This is a genomic window from Psychrobacter immobilis (assembly GCF_904846065.1).
GTDB classification, from domain to species: Bacteria; Pseudomonadota; Gammaproteobacteria; order Pseudomonadales; family Moraxellaceae; genus Psychrobacter; species Psychrobacter immobilis_H.
In genome coordinates, this window is record NZ_CAJGZV010000001.1 from 2,644,196 (window position 1) to 2,661,952 (window position 17,757).

Consider the following 17,757-nt stretch of genomic DNA (forward strand, 5'->3'; position numbering starts at 1 on the left):
ATCTATTTCGCTATCCAGATAGGTGTTTTGTTATGACATGTAGGCGTTCGTAAATTCTTGAAAAAAATCCCCCATTGGACACTATAAAAAAATACTACCTTAACTCGTATTTTCGGCGTTTATGTTAGGCATATTGAACATTCGGCGATGGGACTGATAAGCACCATTTATGAATATTCAATATAATCTAGCCAAAACATTCAACTCTCGCCATTGTTCAAGGCTCACTTGATCTCGAAAGATGGTCACTGATAAAGAGCGCTGATAAGGCTCTATAACATTGAATTCAAAGCTTATCGCCCATCGATATCCAGAGACAGCGATTAATTGTGCCTGCCATAGCTCATCACCGCGACCCGTACGGAGCAGTAGCTGCCAATGCTGCTCAACACGATGACTAAGTGGTGGTTGGCTAAGGTGCAGCAGTATGGGTCGTGATAATGTCAAATAAATAATCACCGCGGCGGTAACGATTAAAATAAGCACATATTGCCATAACAGTAAAGAAGCAAGCCACGCCAGTACAGCCATGACGGCGGTCAACCCACTATAAAGCAGCAAACGCACATAGCTGGCAGGCCGAATAGCCGTATCAATACGTAACGAATTTGCCAAGGTCATATTTTATCACCAAAAAAAACGGCAGACCATTATGTTGCTCAGGCCTATCTATGCCAGCTCTGGACAACCATTTTTTATATCTAAATCAGTCTTTAAGTCAAATCTTTGGTATGACGCCATGTCTTAATTTTATTGACTAACGCCCATATTTCTTCGTTTTCTGGACGATTTTGATTGGTGAAATAATCCAACAAATCAGGGTCTTCATGAGTCAGCATTTCTGCAAACGTCTCTTGTTCAGCAGGCTCTGCCGTTAAGTAAATTTCTTTAACATAAAGGTCAATATAAAAGTCTAACTCTTTTAATCCGCGGCGTGCTTGATAGATAATGCGGCGCTGTTCATTGGTTGGTTCTGGCTGAATCGGGGTGGTCATAAAAGTACTCTCATTATTTTAAATTGGGATTAAGGATAATTATGCGCAGATAATTGGCGCCACAAGGCGACTGCTTGCTGCATCATCGCCACATTATGGGTGCGTATAATGCCAGCGCCTTGCTGTAGGGCAAAGATACCAGCCGCCGTACCTACCACATCACGATCTACCGTGTTGGTAGTAGCAACGACTTCGACGCCACCCTTGCTCAATACTTCCGCTAAAAAACGCTTGCGTGAAATGCCAAACATCATCGGAAAACCAAGCGCTTGTAGCCTGCTAAGCTGGCTTAATAGTGCGCAATGATGCTCATAATCTTTCGCAAAACCAAAGCCTGGATCGATAATAATTTTCTCACGTTTAACACCGATTCTTGTTACTTCGTCAATACGCGATAATAGCTCATCCCTTATGTCACTAATGATGTCGTCATATTGTGCCAAATTATTCATCGTTGTTGGCTCGCCGCGCATGTGCATCAGCATGATGGGTATATCAAGCTCCGCCGCTAGTACTGCTGCACCCTCGCGTTTGAGTGCTCGTACATCATTCCAAATATCAGCACCAGCGTCAAAAGCCGCTTTCATAACCTCTGGATTACTGGTATCAATGGATAGCCAAATATCCTCCCCGCATTGCTGCCTAATGGCTCGAACCACTGGCACAACACGCTGCATCTCTTCAGCAGTGCCCACAGCATCCGCATTGGGGCGAGTAGACTCACCGCCAATGTCGATAATAGTCGCACCTTCTTTTATCATCTGCTGGCAATGAACAACTGCTTTATCTACCACATTGAACTGTCCACCGTCTGAAAACGAATCGGGTGTGACATTAAGAATACCCATAATATGAGGCTGCGATAGATCTAGTGTTTTATCACGACTTGATATCTTATAGCTGGGTAAGGGCTGAAATAAGGACATAACCAAATTATCTCTCATCAAAACATTCTAATTATTGCAGACTGCTTGTTATGCACTGTGCTTGTTATGCGTTGTGCTTATGATACCAGTAAACTCTATTCTGTACTAAACCCTTCACGAAATATGGACAACAAAAAAAGCCCTTTATGATAAAGGGCTTCTTCTATTGAATATGAATCAATTAATAACTACATCGCTGGTAACGGTGGCGGTGTTGAGTTGGTTGTTTTAATATCATTCTTCGATAAGTTGACTTCGTTGTGCTGATAAACTCTAGGTGGACGTGGGTCTTCACCTGCTAAGATATCTTGCAACTGATCTCGGTCAATCGTTTCCCACTTCATTAGGGCATCTACCATCGCATGCATTTTTTCTTGATTGCCTTCAATCAATTCACGCGCGATATCATATTGCTCCTCTAACATACGGCGAACTTCTTCATCGACCTTTTGTTGCGTGGCTTCTGAAATCGTACGACTGCTAGAGCCAAAATAGCCTTGCGAGCTGTCCTCATCTTCATAAACCATAATACCAAGCGCATCAGACATACCGTACTTCGTCACCATGGCGCGAGCCATCTTGGTTGCACGTTCGAAGTCGTTAGAAGCACCCGTCGACATTTGATTGATAAAGACTTCTTCAGCGATACGACCGCCGAATAAGATAGCAATATCGCTCAGCATTTTTGATTTATACATGCTGGTTTGGTCATGCTCTGGCAACTGCCAAGTAACCCCAAGCGCAAAACCACGCGGCATGATCGTTACTTTATGCACAGGATCGGTACCTGGTAGTAGCTCAGCGACTAAGGCGTGACCTGCTTCATGATAAGCGGTCGCACGGCGCTCCTCTTCACGAATGACCATTGATTTACGCTCAGGACCCATATATAACTTGTCTTTTGCATCTTCAAAGTCATTCATATCAACACTGGTCTTGTTGCGACGTGCTGCAAACAATGCCGCTTCGTTGACAAGGTTGGCCAGCTGCGCACCACTGAAACCTGGTGTACCGCGAGCCAATGCATTGGCATCCACACCGATAGTATTCGGCAGCTTTCTCAAATGCACTTTAAGAATTTGCTCACGGCCTTTGATATCTGGCAAGCCCACTTGTACCTGACGGTCAAAACGACCTGGACGCAATAGCGCTTTATCAAGCACATCCGCACGGTTGGTCGCGGCAATGACGATTACGCCTTCATTGCCTTCAAAACCATCCATTTCGACCAATAATTGGTTCAGTGTCTGCTCACGCTCATCATTACCGCCGCCCATACCCGAGCCACGATGACGACCGACCGCATCAATTTCATCAATAAAGATTATGCAAGGCGCGCTCTTTTTAGCCTGTTCGAACATATCGCGGACACGTGAGGCGCCGACACCGACAAACATCTCAACAAAATCAGAACCTGAGATTGAGAAGAACGGCACTTTAGCTTCACCCGCAATGGCTCTGGCTAACAAGGTTTTACCGGTACCTGGAGGACCTACCATTAAGATACCACGTGGAATCGTCGCACCAAGCTTGGTAAATTTATCAGGGTCGCGTAAAAATTCGACCACTTCAACCACTTCTTCTTTGGCCTCTTCACAACCAGCCACATCTTCAAAGTTCACCTTGATTTGGTCTTCAGTCAACATTTTAGCTTTTGACTTACCAAAGCTCATAGGGCCGCCGCCTTTACCGCCAGCGCCGCCTTGCATATTACGCATGAAGAATAAAAACAGACCAATAATCAATAGAATTGGGAAACTGGCTATCAGTAATTGCATCAAGACGCTTTGGCGTTTTGGGGCAGTCCCTTGGACTTCGACTTGGTTCTCACGCAGCAATGGCATGAGCTCATCATCTGACACAGCTGGTCTAATGGTCTCAAATGATGAACCATTTTTCTTTTCGCCGGTGATTTGCTCGCCATCGATTTCAACGCTGGCTACTTGGTTTTCTGACACGGCGGTCACAAACTCAGAGTAGTTAAGGCTATCCGGCTCGGATGATTGATCAAAGCCGCTAAACACCAGCACCAAAACGCCGATTACCACCAGCCACAATAAGGTATTTTTTACCATGTCGCTCACTAGTTATTCCCATCCCTTACTTATTGGTGTGTTTATTAAACACGTGACGTCTATAAACGTATCGCTCATTTTTTAGTAGATATATTCATAGCCAAAACTTATGAGTCAGACTCATACAACTCAAATGCTGCATAGGGACCGTTTTCACAAGTTATAAATATTAATGACCTATATATCTATCGTAGATGAGCACATCAGGCGCTTATTGTCAGACGACTTTGCCTAAAACATATGCTTGAAACAAAGTTAATATACCATGATATGTGGTGCTAACCTGCATAATTCAAGCAGGTTTCGCTATTATTCAGTTAACGATTGTAGCGGGTTCAATGCGCTCATGACTCTATGTTATGGTGACACATTATCTAGCTTACAATGGCTATGACACAACGACGTTATGATTATTTAATCGCTATCCAAAACATCTCTTTTGACCGTGGTCTTGACGCACCTGGTTTGATACTACGAATCTTACTAAAATCCTGCTGCATCTGCTTGCGTAATTCTTGTGTGCCTTCGCCTTGAAACACTTTCATAATAAGTGCGCCACCTTCTGGTAAGGTTGCAAGCGCAAAGTCCACTGCTAGCTCGCATAAATACATCATGCGTGGCTGATCGATTGCGCTGTTTCCTGCCGTATTTGGTGCCATATCGGACAGCACTACATCGACCTGCCTATCACCAACCTCTGCCATGATCGCATCAAACACTTCTGCTTCGCGAAAGTCGCCTTGAATAAAGGTCACATCAGGCAATGTATCCATCGGCAGAATATCAGAGGCAATCAAAATACCTTTTTCGCCTACCAGCTGACCTGCCACTTGAGACCAACTGCCTGGAGCACTGCCCAAATCCACAACCGTCATGCCTTTTTTAATAATATTGGTCTTTTCATTAATTTCTAATAATTTATAGGCAGCACGGGCACGATAGCCATCTTTTTGCGCTTTTTGCACATAATGATCGTCAATATGCTCTTTCATCCAAGCGCTACTACTCTTTGACAGTTTTTTATTTTCGATACGCGTGGCCAAAATACCTGCTCCTATTGCTTTGCAAAACATTTATACATATTACTGAAGTAGCTAAAAGATTTATGAAGCACTTTCGATATGGGTTAAATTCATTCGAGTATGCTATCAATCAAGATTTTTATACATTTGCAGTCTTAAACTGACTAAATTCTATTGGTTAAAACACTGATTTATCAGACAGTAGCGTTTATAATGTGCCCAAACATTCAGTTTAACATTTTCATCACGTAAAATCGTGCAAAATCCTGCTGATCTCATGCAAGATGACCACAGATTATCTATAATGGTCGTCAACTGCTCTTAATAGCACTGTCTTTTATTTTTACCAACACCTAGGAATTCTATGCAACTCGATAACGCTACCATCAAACGCCTAAGAGGCATTGGTCACGACCTCAAACCTATCGTCATGATTGGCAACAAAGGTATTACCCCAACCATTACTGAAGAGATTGATCGCGCGCTATCAGATCATGAGCTCATCAAAGTAAAACTGCCTGCTGGCACAAAAGAAGAGCGCGATGTCATCGGTGCGGAACTTGCCAAAGCGGCTAACGCGTCTTTGGTTCATTCTATTGGTCGTATGGCATTGTTACTACGTAAAAATCCAAACGCCAACCCAAAATTGTCTAACTTAGCACGTCATGCATAATAATATGTGATGACCAGCTTGGTTTGAGTGATGGTATGGTATGCCATATCAACTCAAATCATAGCCACATAGCGACGATAAATGTAAAAGCCGCGATGCATCTTGCTCGCGGCTTTTATGTTGTCTGCTCGTTTTAGATTTACTTAGCGTGTAATATTAGCTCGCTTAGTCGGTACAACTTTTCTTATGGTTACTTCTATATTTTTATTGTCGGGTCTTAAACTATGAACCAATCATTCAATCTCTGTGTGGCCACCGAAACCATAGTAAACGATGCACAGCAACTGGGTGTAACAGTAGATGAGTTGCAGCGCATCTGTATAAATGTGCGTGCTCAGATTATTCGACAGCCATCACTATACTTACAGCTAACCTATCAACTCACCCTGCCCAACCAACTGCTAGCAAAGCAGCTAAACTGGTCAGTGTGGCAGCAAGCGCAAGTAATATTCGATGATTACTTGTGGGAAGAGACTTGCCTTGAGTGTTTTATCGCTGGTCGTCTGATAAATGATGAAAATCTAACGGATGCTCAAAAGGCAACGCCCTATATCGAGATTAATGCCAATCCAGACGGTCGTTACGCGCTATATCAATTTGAAAGCTATCGTAATCCTGCGACCTTACCGCCAACACCCTTATATGCAGCTGATGGACAGGCGCGCGCGTCTATTAATTGGATAAATAATGTAAAGCCAACATTAAGGTACGTGGAGAATCCTTTATTTAATGATCCATCAGTCGCAAATAAACCTCATCATTATGAGCGCAGCTTTAATGTACCAGTAATCCAACGACCCAATCAGCAGTACGCCATCGCAAATACTGTGATTGAGCAAATACATCCTTGCGTTATTTTATGGTTTGGTGAGATTGCTTTATATTTTGCCCCAAACCACACCTCCCCGCCTGACTTTCACAATCGTAGCCACTGGTCGAGATTTGAGCTTTAACTCTACTTTTAACTTAAGCATTACAACTCAAAGCGCAAAAAAAACCAGCAACGCTATAAAGAGCATTACTGGATTTGGAGAAAACTTTTAACTTAAGTTACATCTAGCTGGCTATTATTTGTCAGCCATCGCGAGGTAAATACCACGGTCTGATGCATCATCGACATATTGCGAATCACGCCATGTCGTATAGCTGTAAGTGCCACTGTATGGGCTAATGCTGTTTTGGCGGAAATCAGATACCCAATCGTTACCATCAAAGATCTGGATATGACCATGTGGACGGTTTGACGTACGATTATAGACAACGACGTCACCCACTTGTGGCTGCATATCATTACTGATCTTGGTAAAACCTGCTTGAGCAAGTGTGCCGCGAGAGGCATACTGATAAGCTGAAGGGTTAGGCGTAAATTCGTAACCTGCTGATTGTAGCGCTTTACGTACATAGCGAGCACAGTAGCCAGAGCTTCTAGACAGTGCTACTCGCGATGCACTTGCCGCTGCGATAGCAGGAGCAGAATTGCGATCAGGAGCGCGGCTTGATTGCTGCTGACGCTGCTCATAAGACAAACGACTGGTAAGCGAAGCAAGCTGGTATTCTTTTTGCTTGGCATGCGCACTTAAATTATCAATGGCTTGACTGATCTCATCATTGCTATATACATGAGCACCACTGTTAGTGCTATAGATATTGCGGCTAGAACCGTAGTTCGCAGAAGCAGAGATGTTAGTGATGGTATGACTCAAGGTATTATTTGGTTGAAAGGTTGTTTCGACAGCACCACTTGTCTGTGCTATACCCATTCCCAATACTGACAAAATTAATAAAGCTTGTTTCATAAATTTACTACCTATTGTTAATACAAGACCGCTCGTCATCCGTGACAAAGCATCAATTAGTTTAGAGGAGATGATCATTACAAAAACATGATAAAATCCTTGTTAAAACAGCCCGCTATTTCTTCTGTAGTGACTAATGCTGGTATTATCTGTTAATACCATATTCCGCTTAGTTCACTGTCTCGCAAATCGTTCAGTATCAATTGCCTTTAGCATGTCAATTATGAATATCGATTTTGTCACCTATTAGATGAGTCATCACGATGTCAAAAAAACAGCCAAATCGGCTTGCCCAACTTATCGACCATCAAGCTTTTGCTGGTAGCGCACTACCCCGAACGCTTGCTGACAATATGCGGCTATACATAGAAGCGACCAACGAGGTAAAAGAGCTATTGGTAGATTGTCTACCTGAAGAAATTCTTAATGCCTGTTGGATCGTAGGCCTCACCTCTGAGCAATTAATACTCAGTGTGGGCTCAATGACTGCTGCCAATCATATTCGCTATTTGCAGAGCGCTTATTTGCAAGTCTTAACAGAGCAGTCAATTACATTTAAACAACTTAAGCAAATTCGCGTCGTCGTAGCTAAAAATTCAGCTGATAATCATTCATCTAAACAACTATCAGCAGCAGCAGCAACTTTGTCAAAATCTAGTAAAGCCAATGAAAATCAGGCTCTTAGCCAAAACACAAAGCGGACTATATCACAGGCCGCAGAGCATGTCACCACTGATGAAAATCTCAAAAAAGCACTTTTGCGTCTGGCAAATCATTGAAATTATTAATGTTGCTATGTAAAGTTGTGTAAACAAAACCGTAAAAACCAGTTGATAACGCTGCGATTTTGTAATGGTGCAAACAAAAAAAATCACCTGCTAGCTCCGTTCACATTATGAACGTCGCCAACAGATGATTGAAAAACTATCCACAACTTTGATATTCTCTACTCTAGAGCAGAATTGTTAAAATAATCTAAACAATACATTCAAAAAAACGAATATTATTAGAATGTAATTACAGCCGGATTATGTAATATTGCGTAAATGTTTCGATACTTCGTGTATATTCCTGTATTCATCCTTCAACACTCAAACCTTCGAGAGGTAAATACTGAATTGGGCACGTTACATTGTCATCAAAAGTTACAATTTCAAAATTATTATGGTTAGATAGTATCTCACGTACCAATAAATTGTTTAACGCGTGACCAGATTTATAAGCATTAAAGCGACCCAAAATCGGATAGCCAATCAAATATAAATCACCTAAAGCATCCAAAATTTTATGGCGAACGAACTCATCATTAAAACGCAAGCCTTCTTCGTTAAGAATATTTGCCTCATCAATAACGATAGCATTATCCATACTGCCTCCTAACGCCAAATTATTCTGACGTAAGGCTTCTATATCTCGTAAAAACCCAAAAGTACGGGCTGAACTCAATTGCTCAATGAAGTTTTGCGTCGAAAACTGCAACTGTGCATGTTGAAAATCTTTGTCGATAGCAGGATGATCAAAATCAATCTCAAAATTTAGCTCAAACCCTTCATAAGGACGCAGTTCTGCCCATTTATCGTCTACTTTTACTCTTACAGGTCTGACGATTTTTATAAACTTCTTTAAAGCGTCTTGCTCGCAGAATCCTGCGTCAAGCAGCAACGCTACAAAAGGAGCGGCACTACCATCCATAATCGGTATCTCTGAGGCCGATACACGAATTAAAAGGTTATCCACGCCAAGTCCTGCAATGGCACTAAGCAAATGCTCGACCGTCCCCACACGTGTGCCACCAAACACTAGGTTTGACGACATCATAGTATCTTGTACTAAAAAAGCACTGGCTGGAATCGGCTGACTGCCTTCGATATCAGAACGCTCGAAAACAATACCCGTATCAATAGGTTGCGGATGAAACTCTAAGTCAACAGGCTGACCACTATGGAGACCAATACCTGTAACAGCAATCGCAGTTTTTATGGTTCTTTGGTTCATGGCTGTCTTCTCACATATTTTGTTACAATTGCCATAGTGTATCATTACCCGCCCCTAGTTCGCCATAGTTAAAACTCGATAATTTCCTTATCTCCTTGATTGATAACACTTATCGTCAATAAATTTTGATAGTTTTCATGTCTTATTGATCACACTGCCTCTGTTAACACAGGGAAATAACAGCCAAATGTTACAATCATAAATTGTTTTATACGCCTATTTATTAATGATTATTTTCGTATTGAGAGGCGATTCTCATACATAGAGCGCTCTCATAGCTGAATCAGCTTACTAATATATGGACATTTTCTATACGCACAAAAAAGCCAGCAACTTAGTACTGGCTTTTTTTATTCCAAGCATCTGAAAATATTATTTATTTTGTTGACGTTTTAAATAGTCTTGAATGCTATTGGTTTTGGTTTTCGCCTGCTCTTGAGGCGCGCTTGAACGGCTAGCACTAGCCGTTTCTTGATACATCTGAGCTTGCGATTGCTTCTGGCTGTTTAAAGCACTGGTATGCACGTTAGGGTCAACAGGTTGAGTGCTATTGACAGAAGGAACTGGTGCCTCGACTACTTCTGGCTCTTGCCCAGCGTTTTCATCTAACGTCAGACCCGTTGCAATAACAGTGACATGTAAGTCATCACCCATTTTTTCATCAATCACTGAACCATAGAAAATATGTGCATCGTCAATATCTGTAATTTCTTCGACAATAACACTGATTTTGCTCATCTCATCTAATGAGAGTGATTCAGAAGAAATCACGTTAACCAACAGACCTTTTGCATTTTCTAAACGCAAGTCATCAAGTAATGGTGATCTAATGGCTTTCTCAGTTGCTTGACGCGCACGATCATCGCCGCTAGCACGGCCGATACCCATCATCGCATGACCTTTGGCAGTCATAGCAGTGCGGATATCGTTAAAGTCGATATTGATCATACCTTCACTAGCGATAGTTTCAGCAATACCTTGAACCGCATGTAATAACACATCATCCGCTTTTTTAAAGGCATCTTGCATAGAGATATTGCCGTAGACACTCATCAACTTATCATTCGGAATCGTAATGATAGAATCAACGAAATTAGTCAATTGCTCAATACCAGCTTTAGCAGCCTTGATACGTTTGCCACCTTCAAACTTAAATGGCGTAGTCACCACGGCAACTGTCAACACTTCCATTTCTTTAGCAATACGAGCAACCACAGGCGCTGCACCCGTACCCGTACCACCGCCCATACCAGCAGTAATGAACACCATGTCTGAATGTTCGAGTAATGCACGGATGGCTTCTTCTTCGCTTTCTGCTGCTTCACGCCCAACTTCTGGGTTCGCCCCTGCGCCCAAACCGCGATTCGTTTTTGCGCCAAGTTGCAATTTATGCGGTGCAGTTAAACGATCAAGCGCTTGTTTATCCGTATTAGCACAGACGAACGTTACACCTCTAATCCCTTGTTGTACCATATGTTCAACCGCATTACCGCCACCACCACCAACACCGAATACAGTGAAGCTTGCTTGGCCGTTATTTTGAGGCTGGTTATCATCTGGCATGGTGTATTTTGACATAAAAAGGTTTCTCCAGTTGCAGATAGCGTGATGGTCGATACTTGGTAACACACTTATATGGCGCGCTATCGACTTACTATATATAATTGTATTTAAATAAAACAGGGCAATGGCTTAGATAATTGTGCTAGCCAAAATATGCCAGTATGGTACAGGGTGTTACTTTTCGTATTCTTGCCTATTATATAGCTGCATACTCTTATGCTGCTTAATATAAGTATGTTTTGCTAACAGATTATAATATCTTTTTGAGTACACTAGCAAAACGCTGCCCTGCGCTTTGAAAAACACCAGTGACTCGATTTTTTTGAATCGCTTCAGGCTCGCTTTTTTCACTACGGCGAAACTGCTCGCTTTGACTATATAATAGTGTACCAAATGCCGTTTGATAAGCACGATCATTTACTTGACTGTTTAGCTGCTTAAATGACTCATCATTATCAAAATGATTATGAGCACTAATAGCAGGATGAGTGTTGGTTAATACTACGGGCATTTTGAGCAATTTTTTGGTAAAGGGTATCATACCTTTAATCGCCGTACCGCCACCTGTGAGTACGATACCTTTGTCAATATAGCCGATGAGATCAGCCTCATGCAATTGACGAGCAACTTCCGTAAATATCTGTACATAGCGCGCTTCAATAATACGGGCTAGATTATAGATACCAATATTAATCTCGTCACCTGTTCCTTGCGGTTTAAAGATAAAGAATGAGCTAGGATCGACACTATTGACATCAACAGTACCATGAGTTTTTTTCAGCTTTTCAGCCTCAATCATGGAAATACCAAAATCAGCTGAGATATCCATCGTTACTTCGTGGCTGCCTGTCGCGATACAATGGGTAAATATGAGCTTGTTTTCTTTATAAACGCAAATACTGGTCGTACTAGCACCAATATCTACCAAACAAACCCCTTGCTGACGCTCGTCACTCATCAAACTATATTCAGCACTCGTCACTGCATCAAATACAATGTGGTCAATACCAACATCACAGCTTTGCAGTAATTTTTGGATATTCTGACGACTAGCAACGGGCATCATCATCATGTGATACATCACAGTAATATTATGCGCCATCATTTCGATCGCATCATCCACCATGAAATCTTGATCATCAACATAGATGCCCTGCTGACAGCAATGCATTAAATAATAGTCTGATGATAGATCGCGTGACTTGGCATTAGACAACGCCTGCACCATATCTTTGGCACGTACCGCCTCATCTTCTACACGTACCTCGCCTGCACTATTTTTGCTCGATAATTCCGGTGTTGCTAGGGTCAACCACACACTGTGCACGCGGCAATTGGCAGTATCTTCTGCTTCTTGAATGGCTTGTTTAATAGCACCTTGTAGACGTTCACGGTGTTTTATTTGACCTTGGTAAAAATCGCTATTTTTGACTTGTCCCACGCCCAGAATACGGATGTCTTTTGCAGAGACAACGTTACCAATAACGACATATACTGCCGTGGCACTTAGATGGACAACAACCAGATTTTCAGTATTTTTCATGGTACCAGACAAATTATCGCTAAACAGGAGACCAAATGACGTCTCCATTAGATCATTAAAAAAAGCGTTATCAACACGCTATGATGTTGTATATTCTGTGCTACAAACTATCAAAATAGCTCAAACTAAAATGCTAACCAGTTTTTGCTTGTGCTATCTATTGTTATTTTGCTTCATCGATTTTCGGCTGTGCCATATCCCAAGCGATGGTAAAACCATTTTTGTAGCGCAAATCTACAGACTGTATTTCGCCTCGACGATCACTTAACTGATTGCCGAGCAGCTGACTTAAACTCAGCAGCTTTTGCGCAGTATTCTCGTTATCAACAATCACACGCAGTCCATTGTCAAAACGAATCAGCCAAGTCATTCTTGGTGACAGGATAATATCTTCGACTTGCATACCAAGTGGCGCATACCAATCGTTAACTTGCTGCATCTGCTGCATGATAACTGGGGCTTGCGTTATCTCACCTTGTAAGGTGGCGAAGCGTTCTTGCGTCAGATCTTTACTATCAGCAGGGACAAAAACCGCACCTTTTGCATCCACCAAACGCTCTGTACCAAAATTAGCAACCGCTTGCTTAGGTAATGCAGTAACGACTATGCCCCGTTGCCAATCACGAGAAATACTGACCTGATCAACCCAAGCCAGACCCGTCGTAATATCTCTTAACGCTTGCAAATCAGAGGTAAAAAAGCTGCTTACCTTTTGTTGATTCATAACCTGTTGCAATGCGCGATATTGGGTAACTGTCAAATCCTGATTATTCACATGGATAGAAGCTGGCGGTGCATCACGCAACGCTTTTCCACCCATTATCAATATCAGTACGAGCAACCCTAGTACCAATACCATAAAAAAATATTTGAGCGAAGTCGGTACTTGGAACTTAGAGTTTGGGCGACGGGTTTTATCACTCATCAAGTCAGTTACCTCGTTGACAGTTTGAGCCATAACGACCTTTGTCCCTATATTTGCATAAAACTGATCATGCTATTTATAAATGTAACTCTGCATATTTTTGCAGAAGCCTATTAAGTTGACATATTATCAAAATATTTTACTAAAACGATTTATAGGATGACATTATGCTCATTTAAACGTAACATTTTTCTTAATTTATGAATAACTTATGAGCTAGATTCATAGAAAACAGAAATATCACTAAAACAGACCTATAATTACAATATTAACGTATTTTATGGTTAAACAATAGCTTAACCCCTACTAGTGACAACGAATTTACACAAGTTTACATGACGCTGTGGTATAGCAGCTCTAGTGATACATTAATCCGTTCTCATCTAGTAATATTCTCAGGCTATAATAAAATTTCAAATCTAATAATTCATAAGTTTTATCACTGGTTTATTAAGACAGCCTATCAATGACAACTGTCTCAATAAATATCAATAGCATTATGAACAATGTTAAAAAATGAGCAATGTTAAAGAATGAACAATATTAAAAAGTAGCATTGCTAAATCACTGTTTAAGCAATAACTGCTATACCAGTCACTCTAATGTCTGCGCTAAAATATGCCAGCACAATGCATCAAAGTCCATGCCTCGAGCCTTGGCTGCCATCGGAACCAAGCTATGGCTGGTCATGCCTGGCACTGTATTGATTTCAAGCAACCAGAAGTGACCTGCTTCATCTTGCATAGCATCGATGCGTCCCCAGCCTTTGGCATCAACGGCACGGAACGCTGCAAGGCTCAGATCTTGTAAATGCTTTTCGTCAGCAGCGCTCAGACCACAGGGAATGTAGTAACTGGTATCATTACGATTGTATTTGGCCTCAAAATCGTAGAAGTTGGTAATATCAGCAGGTTCAAGACGAATGACTGGATAGGCTTCATCGTCGATAATGACGATTGTGAACTCGCGACCGGTAATCCAGCGCTCAGCCATGACCGCATCACCGCACTGTACCGCCGTTGCATAAGCCGCTGGCAACTCATCAAGATTGTTGACCTTAGTCATACCAATACTCGAGCCTTCATGAACGGGCTTAATAATAAGTGGTAGACCTAGCATGTTGACTACTTGCTGCCAGTCAGTCTCAGCTGTTAACAATGAAAATGGCGCGGTTGCTAACCCACAACCCTGCCACAATTGCTTGGTACGAACCTTATCCATACCCAGCGCTGATGCCAGAATGCCTGAACCCGTCTGCGGAATATCAAACCATTGCAGCACACCTTGCAACAAACCATCCTCGCCGCCGCGACCATGCAACACATTGAACACGCGGTCATACTCACGTAGCTCTGTGATGTCTTGATGCTTAGGGTCGAAATGAGTGGCATCAACGCCTTGGTTTTGTAGCGCCTGCAATACGGCAGCACCACTGTCTAATGACACGCTGCGTTCATTGCTACTGCCGCCGTAGACAACCGCCACTTTACCAAACTGTCTGGCATCTTTTGCATCACTGGTCGTCGTGTTTAGAGTGGCATCATTGCTCTCTAAATTATCTGAATTTTGAGTGCTGGTATTTTCTTTAGTATCAGTCGTCATGAAGATCGTTCCTAGAATTTTTTAGCTTACTTAATGTAAAGGTTATTGGCAGCCAAGTCGACAGCGATCTGCCCTACATTACCTGCACCTTGAGTAATGAGCATGTCATTGGCTTTTAATAAACGCTGCATGACAGGAGCTAAATTGTCCTTGTCAATAATCGTCGGTTCAACTTCACCGCGCAACCGAATACTACGTGCCAATGACTTGGTATCAGCACCAGTAATTGGGCTTTCACCTGCTGAATATACGTCTAATAATAATAATTCATCAACGCTGGAGAGTACTTCAACAAAATCATCAAAGCAATCACGGGTACGACTATAACGATGCGGTTGAAACATCATTACCAAACGACGTTCAGGGAAGCTTTGACGCGCCGCTTTAATGGTCGCATCGACTTCTTTTGGGTGATGACCATAATCGTCAATCAATAAAACATTACCATCATCAAGATTGACAGAGGCATGCTGCTCAAAACGGCGACCAACGCCTTCAAATTTTTGCAGAGCGCGTTTGATCGCTTCGTCATCCACCCCTTCATCAGTCGCCATGGTAATAGCAGCAAGCGCATTGTAAACGTTGTGAGTACCAGGAATGTTGAGGGTCAAACGTAAAGGTTCACGGTCACGGCGCAGTACCGTGAAGTGAGTTTTCGTGCCTTCCGTCACCAAGTCGATGGCTTGAACGTCGTTAAAAGGCTCAAGTCCAAAGGTCAGTACGGGACGACCTATATCATCAATCATGGCATACAATTCTGGATCGTCACCGCAGACTACCGCCAAACCGTAGAATGGCATGTTTTGTAAAAACTGAATATAAGCGGCTTTTAGTTTATCAAAACTATTCTCATACGTTTCCATATGGTCTTGATCGATATTGGTGACAATCGCGGCCATCGGATGTAACGATAAAAACGACGCATCAGATTCATCGGCTTCTGCCACCAAGAAACGACTGCTACCTAGCGCAGCATTTTTACCAGATGCATTCAGCTTACCGCCGATCACGTAGGTAGGATCGAGTTGCCCTTCTGCCATCATGGTAGTCAACAAACTGGTCGTCGTAGTTTTGCCATGAGCGCCAGCAACAGCGATACCGTGACGATAACGCATCAACTCGCCCAGCATATCGGCACGGCGTACCACTGGCAAACGCGCTTCTAATGCCGCCTTAACTTCAGGGTTGCTGCGATCAATTGCTGACGATACAACGATGACATCAGCATTGGCAATATTTTTGGAGTCATGACCGATCGCAATATCAATACCAATCTGCGCCAAACGTTTGGTCACTAAGCTCTCAGCAATATCAGAACCACTTACTTGATAACCTTGATTGTTCATCACCTCCGCGATACCGCACATCCCCGACCCACCAATACCGACAAAATGCAAATGCTGAATACGACGCATTTCTGGTATTTCAATCAAACGCTTAGGTAGAGCTTTCGCAGGGTTAGACATAGGGATTCTCTTTATTAAAGGCTAATAAAATTTAGTGTATCAAAATAATTGGTAATAAAAACAGTCAGCTATAAGAATATAGGCTACAGCGTTTGCCAGATAATATCAGCAACTTGCTGGCTCGCACTTCGATTGGCAAGGGCATGGCCTTTTTTGGCCATCGCTAGGCACTTCTCTCGATTAAGGGCAGCAAGCTCATTGCTCAAACGCTGTGCTGTCAACTCAGACTGCGGTAACAAAATCGCCGCATCGTGTGAGGTTAAAGTGCGGGCATTAGCAGTCTGATGGTCATCTACCGCATGCGGCAGCGGTACAAAAATTGCGGCAATACCAACGTTCTGGATTTCCGTAACCGTCAATGCGCCTGCTCGGCAAACAATAATATCTGCCCAATTATAAGCGGCGGCCATATCGTCGATAAAAGACTGTACCACAAACTTGTGCATACTCAAGTCTTGCTCATCGTAAGCCGCTTGTGTGGCAGCCTCATTGTTACGCCCGCATTGGTGACGCACTTCAAAAGGCTGATTGAGCAATACCAGCGCTTTTGGCACAGTGTCGTTTAAGGCTTGTGCACCAAGTGAGCCACCCACCACCAACAATTTGAGCGGTGAGTTGTCATTAACATCATAACGCACCGTTGGTTCAGAGACACCAGTGATAGCATTGCGTACTGGGTTACCCACCGTTTCAAGCTTAGCATCCTGTGCACTATTGGCAAAGGTATCCTCAAATGCTTGCAGTACCTTGGTTGCAATCTTGGATAGGTAGCGATTACTCATGCCTGCAATGGCATTTTGTTCATGGATAATCAGAGGCGTATTGGTCAGACGTGCAGCGATGCCGCCAGGCGCTGTCACATAACCACCGAAACCGACAACTATGTCAATTTGATTACTACGAATCACCTTTATAACTGCCATCGTCGCTGATAATAAAGTCACTGGCAACTTCAATAAACGCCCGATTCCTTTACCGCGTAAACCCTGCATCTCAATCGCATGAAAAGGATAACCAGTCGGTGCAACCAAGCCATTTTCCATACCATTTGGCGTTCCTAGCCAATGAATAACCGCACCACGCTGAGTCAATTCCTCAGCCACTGCCAGCGCTGGGAACACATGCCCGCCAGTACCCGCGGCCATCATTAATATATGCGGTGCTTTCATGAACGCC

Annotated in this window: 16 protein-coding genes; 3 read left to right on the forward strand and 13 right to left on the reverse strand. The window is 42.7% G+C overall.

What is annotated here, in order from left to right:
* Positions 1–177 precede the first annotated feature (177 nt).
* From JMW64_RS10965 to JMW64_RS10985, 5 genes are all read right to left on the reverse strand, one after another.
* The gene (locus JMW64_RS10965) at positions 178–621 is read right to left on the reverse strand and encodes a hypothetical protein (protein ID WP_045454123.1); all 444 of its coding nucleotides are present in this window, start codon (positions 619–621) and stop codon (positions 178–180) included.
* Between the two features lie 92 nt (positions 622–713).
* Positions 714–995: an FAD assembly factor SdhE gene (locus JMW64_RS10970; protein ID WP_045444191.1), complete on the reverse strand. Its 282-nt coding sequence runs from the start codon at positions 993–995 to the stop codon at positions 714–716.
* 29 nt (positions 996–1,024) lie between these two features.
* On the reverse strand, positions 1,025–1,921 hold the full coding sequence (folP, locus tag JMW64_RS10975; RefSeq protein ID WP_201554697.1) for a dihydropteroate synthase: 897 nt from the start codon (positions 1,919–1,921) through the stop codon (positions 1,025–1,027).
* A gap of 188 nt (positions 1,922–2,109) precedes the next feature.
* Positions 2,110–4,005, reverse strand: a complete 1,896-nt coding sequence (ftsH, locus tag JMW64_RS10980) for an ATP-dependent zinc metalloprotease FtsH (protein ID WP_055124711.1) — start codon at positions 4,003–4,005, stop codon at positions 2,110–2,112.
* A 401-nt stretch (positions 4,006–4,406) separates the two neighbouring features.
* Positions 4,407–5,039 carry an RlmE family RNA methyltransferase gene (locus tag JMW64_RS10985; protein ID WP_045444188.1) on the reverse strand — a complete coding sequence of 211 codons (633 nt, stop codon included), beginning with the start codon at positions 5,037–5,039 and terminating at the stop codon, positions 4,407–4,409.
* Between the two features lie 343 nt (positions 5,040–5,382).
* On the opposite strand from JMW64_RS10985, the gene JMW64_RS10990 reads away from it, so the two are divergent.
* Together JMW64_RS10990 and JMW64_RS10995 are read left to right on the forward strand one after the other, a co-directional pair.
* On the forward strand, positions 5,383–5,691 hold the full coding sequence (locus tag JMW64_RS10990; protein WP_045444184.1) for a YhbY family RNA-binding protein: 309 nt from the start codon (positions 5,383–5,385) through the stop codon (positions 5,689–5,691).
* 224 nt (positions 5,692–5,915) lie between these two features.
* Positions 5,916–6,644, forward strand: coding sequence for a DOMON domain-containing protein (locus JMW64_RS10995; RefSeq protein ID WP_201554698.1), 729 nt, complete (start codon positions 5,916–5,918; stop codon positions 6,642–6,644).
* 114 nt (positions 6,645–6,758) lie between these two features.
* Here JMW64_RS10995 and JMW64_RS11000 read toward each other — a convergent pair whose 3' ends face one another.
* A complete protein-coding gene (locus JMW64_RS11000; protein ID WP_045444182.1) occupies positions 6,759–7,487 on the reverse strand; it encodes a CHAP domain-containing protein in 729 nt (242 codons plus the stop codon).
* 263 nt (positions 7,488–7,750) lie between these two features.
* On the opposite strand from JMW64_RS11000, the gene JMW64_RS11005 reads away from it, so the two are divergent.
* Positions 7,751–8,266, forward strand: coding sequence for a hypothetical protein (locus tag JMW64_RS11005; protein WP_201554700.1), 516 nt, complete (start codon positions 7,751–7,753; stop codon positions 8,264–8,266).
* Positions 8,267–8,564: 298 nt separating this feature from the next.
* Here JMW64_RS11005 and lpxC read toward each other — a convergent pair whose 3' ends face one another.
* The 7 genes from lpxC to murG all read right to left on the reverse strand — a co-directional run bounded on the left by lpxC (position 8,565) and on the right by murG (position 17,750).
* Positions 8,565–9,482 (reverse strand): UDP-3-O-acyl-N-acetylglucosamine deacetylase, encoded by a 918-nt coding sequence (gene lpxC / locus JMW64_RS11010; RefSeq protein ID WP_201554702.1) that lies wholly within the window; start codon positions 9,480–9,482, stop codon positions 8,565–8,567.
* 372 nt (positions 9,483–9,854) lie between these two features.
* A complete protein-coding gene (gene ftsZ / locus JMW64_RS11015; protein ID WP_201554704.1) occupies positions 9,855–11,060 on the reverse strand; it encodes a cell division protein FtsZ in 1,206 nt (401 codons plus the stop codon).
* A 235-nt stretch (positions 11,061–11,295) separates the two neighbouring features.
* Positions 11,296–12,588, reverse strand: coding sequence for a cell division protein FtsA (gene ftsA / locus JMW64_RS11020; RefSeq protein WP_198329470.1), 1,293 nt, complete (start codon positions 12,586–12,588; stop codon positions 11,296–11,298).
* Positions 12,589–12,751: 163 nt separating this feature from the next.
* A complete protein-coding gene (locus JMW64_RS11025) occupies positions 12,752–13,546 on the reverse strand; it encodes a cell division protein FtsQ/DivIB (RefSeq protein WP_201554705.1) in 795 nt (264 codons plus the stop codon).
* A gap of 561 nt (positions 13,547–14,107) precedes the next feature.
* Positions 14,108–15,115 (reverse strand): D-alanine--D-alanine ligase, encoded by a 1,008-nt coding sequence (locus tag JMW64_RS11030; protein WP_201554706.1) that lies wholly within the window; start codon positions 15,113–15,115, stop codon positions 14,108–14,110.
* 26 nt (positions 15,116–15,141) lie between these two features.
* Positions 15,142–16,581, reverse strand: a complete 1,440-nt coding sequence (gene murC / locus JMW64_RS11035; RefSeq protein ID WP_193008561.1) for a UDP-N-acetylmuramate--L-alanine ligase — start codon at positions 16,579–16,581, stop codon at positions 15,142–15,144.
* A gap of 83 nt (positions 16,582–16,664) precedes the next feature.
* On the reverse strand, positions 16,665–17,750 hold the full coding sequence (gene murG, locus JMW64_RS11040) for an undecaprenyldiphospho-muramoylpentapeptide beta-N-acetylglucosaminyltransferase (protein WP_201554707.1): 1,086 nt from the start codon (positions 17,748–17,750) through the stop codon (positions 16,665–16,667).
* Between the last annotated feature and the right edge of the window lie 7 nt (positions 17,751–17,757).

Bases quoted from the DNA above. Each gene is read 5' to 3' on its own strand.
- JMW64_RS10965 (WP_045454123.1), bottom strand. From the start codon at position 621: ATGACCTTGGCAAATTCGTTACGTATTGATACGGCTATTCGGCCTGCC.
- JMW64_RS10970 (WP_045444191.1), bottom strand. From the start codon at position 995: ATGACCACCCCGATTCAGCCAGAACCAACCAATGAACAGCGCCGCATT.
- folP (WP_201554697.1), bottom strand. From the start codon at position 1,921: ATGTCCTTATTTCAGCCCTTACCCAGCTATAAGATATCAAGTCGTGAT.
- JMW64_RS10990 (WP_045444184.1), top strand. From the start codon at position 5,383: ATGCAACTCGATAACGCTACCATCAAACGCCTAAGAGGCATTGGTCAC.
- JMW64_RS10995 (WP_201554698.1), top strand. From the start codon at position 5,916: ATGAACCAATCATTCAATCTCTGTGTGGCCACCGAAACCATAGTAAAC.
- JMW64_RS11000 (WP_045444182.1), bottom strand. From the start codon at position 7,487: ATGAAACAAGCTTTATTAATTTTGTCAGTATTGGGAATGGGTATAGCA.
- JMW64_RS11005 (WP_201554700.1), top strand. From the start codon at position 7,751: ATGTCAAAAAAACAGCCAAATCGGCTTGCCCAACTTATCGACCATCAA.
- lpxC (WP_201554702.1), bottom strand. From the start codon at position 9,482: ATGAACCAAAGAACCATAAAAACTGCGATTGCTGTTACAGGTATTGGT.
- ftsZ (WP_201554704.1), bottom strand. From the start codon at position 11,060: ATGTCAAAATACACCATGCCAGATGATAACCAGCCTCAAAATAACGGC.
- ftsA (WP_198329470.1), bottom strand. From the start codon at position 12,588: ATGAAAAATACTGAAAATCTGGTTGTTGTCCATCTAAGTGCCACGGCA.
- JMW64_RS11025 (WP_201554705.1), bottom strand. From the start codon at position 13,546: ATGGCTCAAACTGTCAACGAGGTAACTGACTTGATGAGTGATAAAACC.
- JMW64_RS11030 (WP_201554706.1), bottom strand. From the start codon at position 15,115: ATGACGACTGATACTAAAGAAAATACCAGCACTCAAAATTCAGATAAT.
- murC (WP_193008561.1), bottom strand. From the start codon at position 16,581: ATGTCTAACCCTGCGAAAGCTCTACCTAAGCGTTTGATTGAAATACCA.
- murG (WP_201554707.1), bottom strand. From the start codon at position 17,750: ATGAAAGCACCGCATATATTAATGATGGCCGCGGGTACTGGCGGGCAT.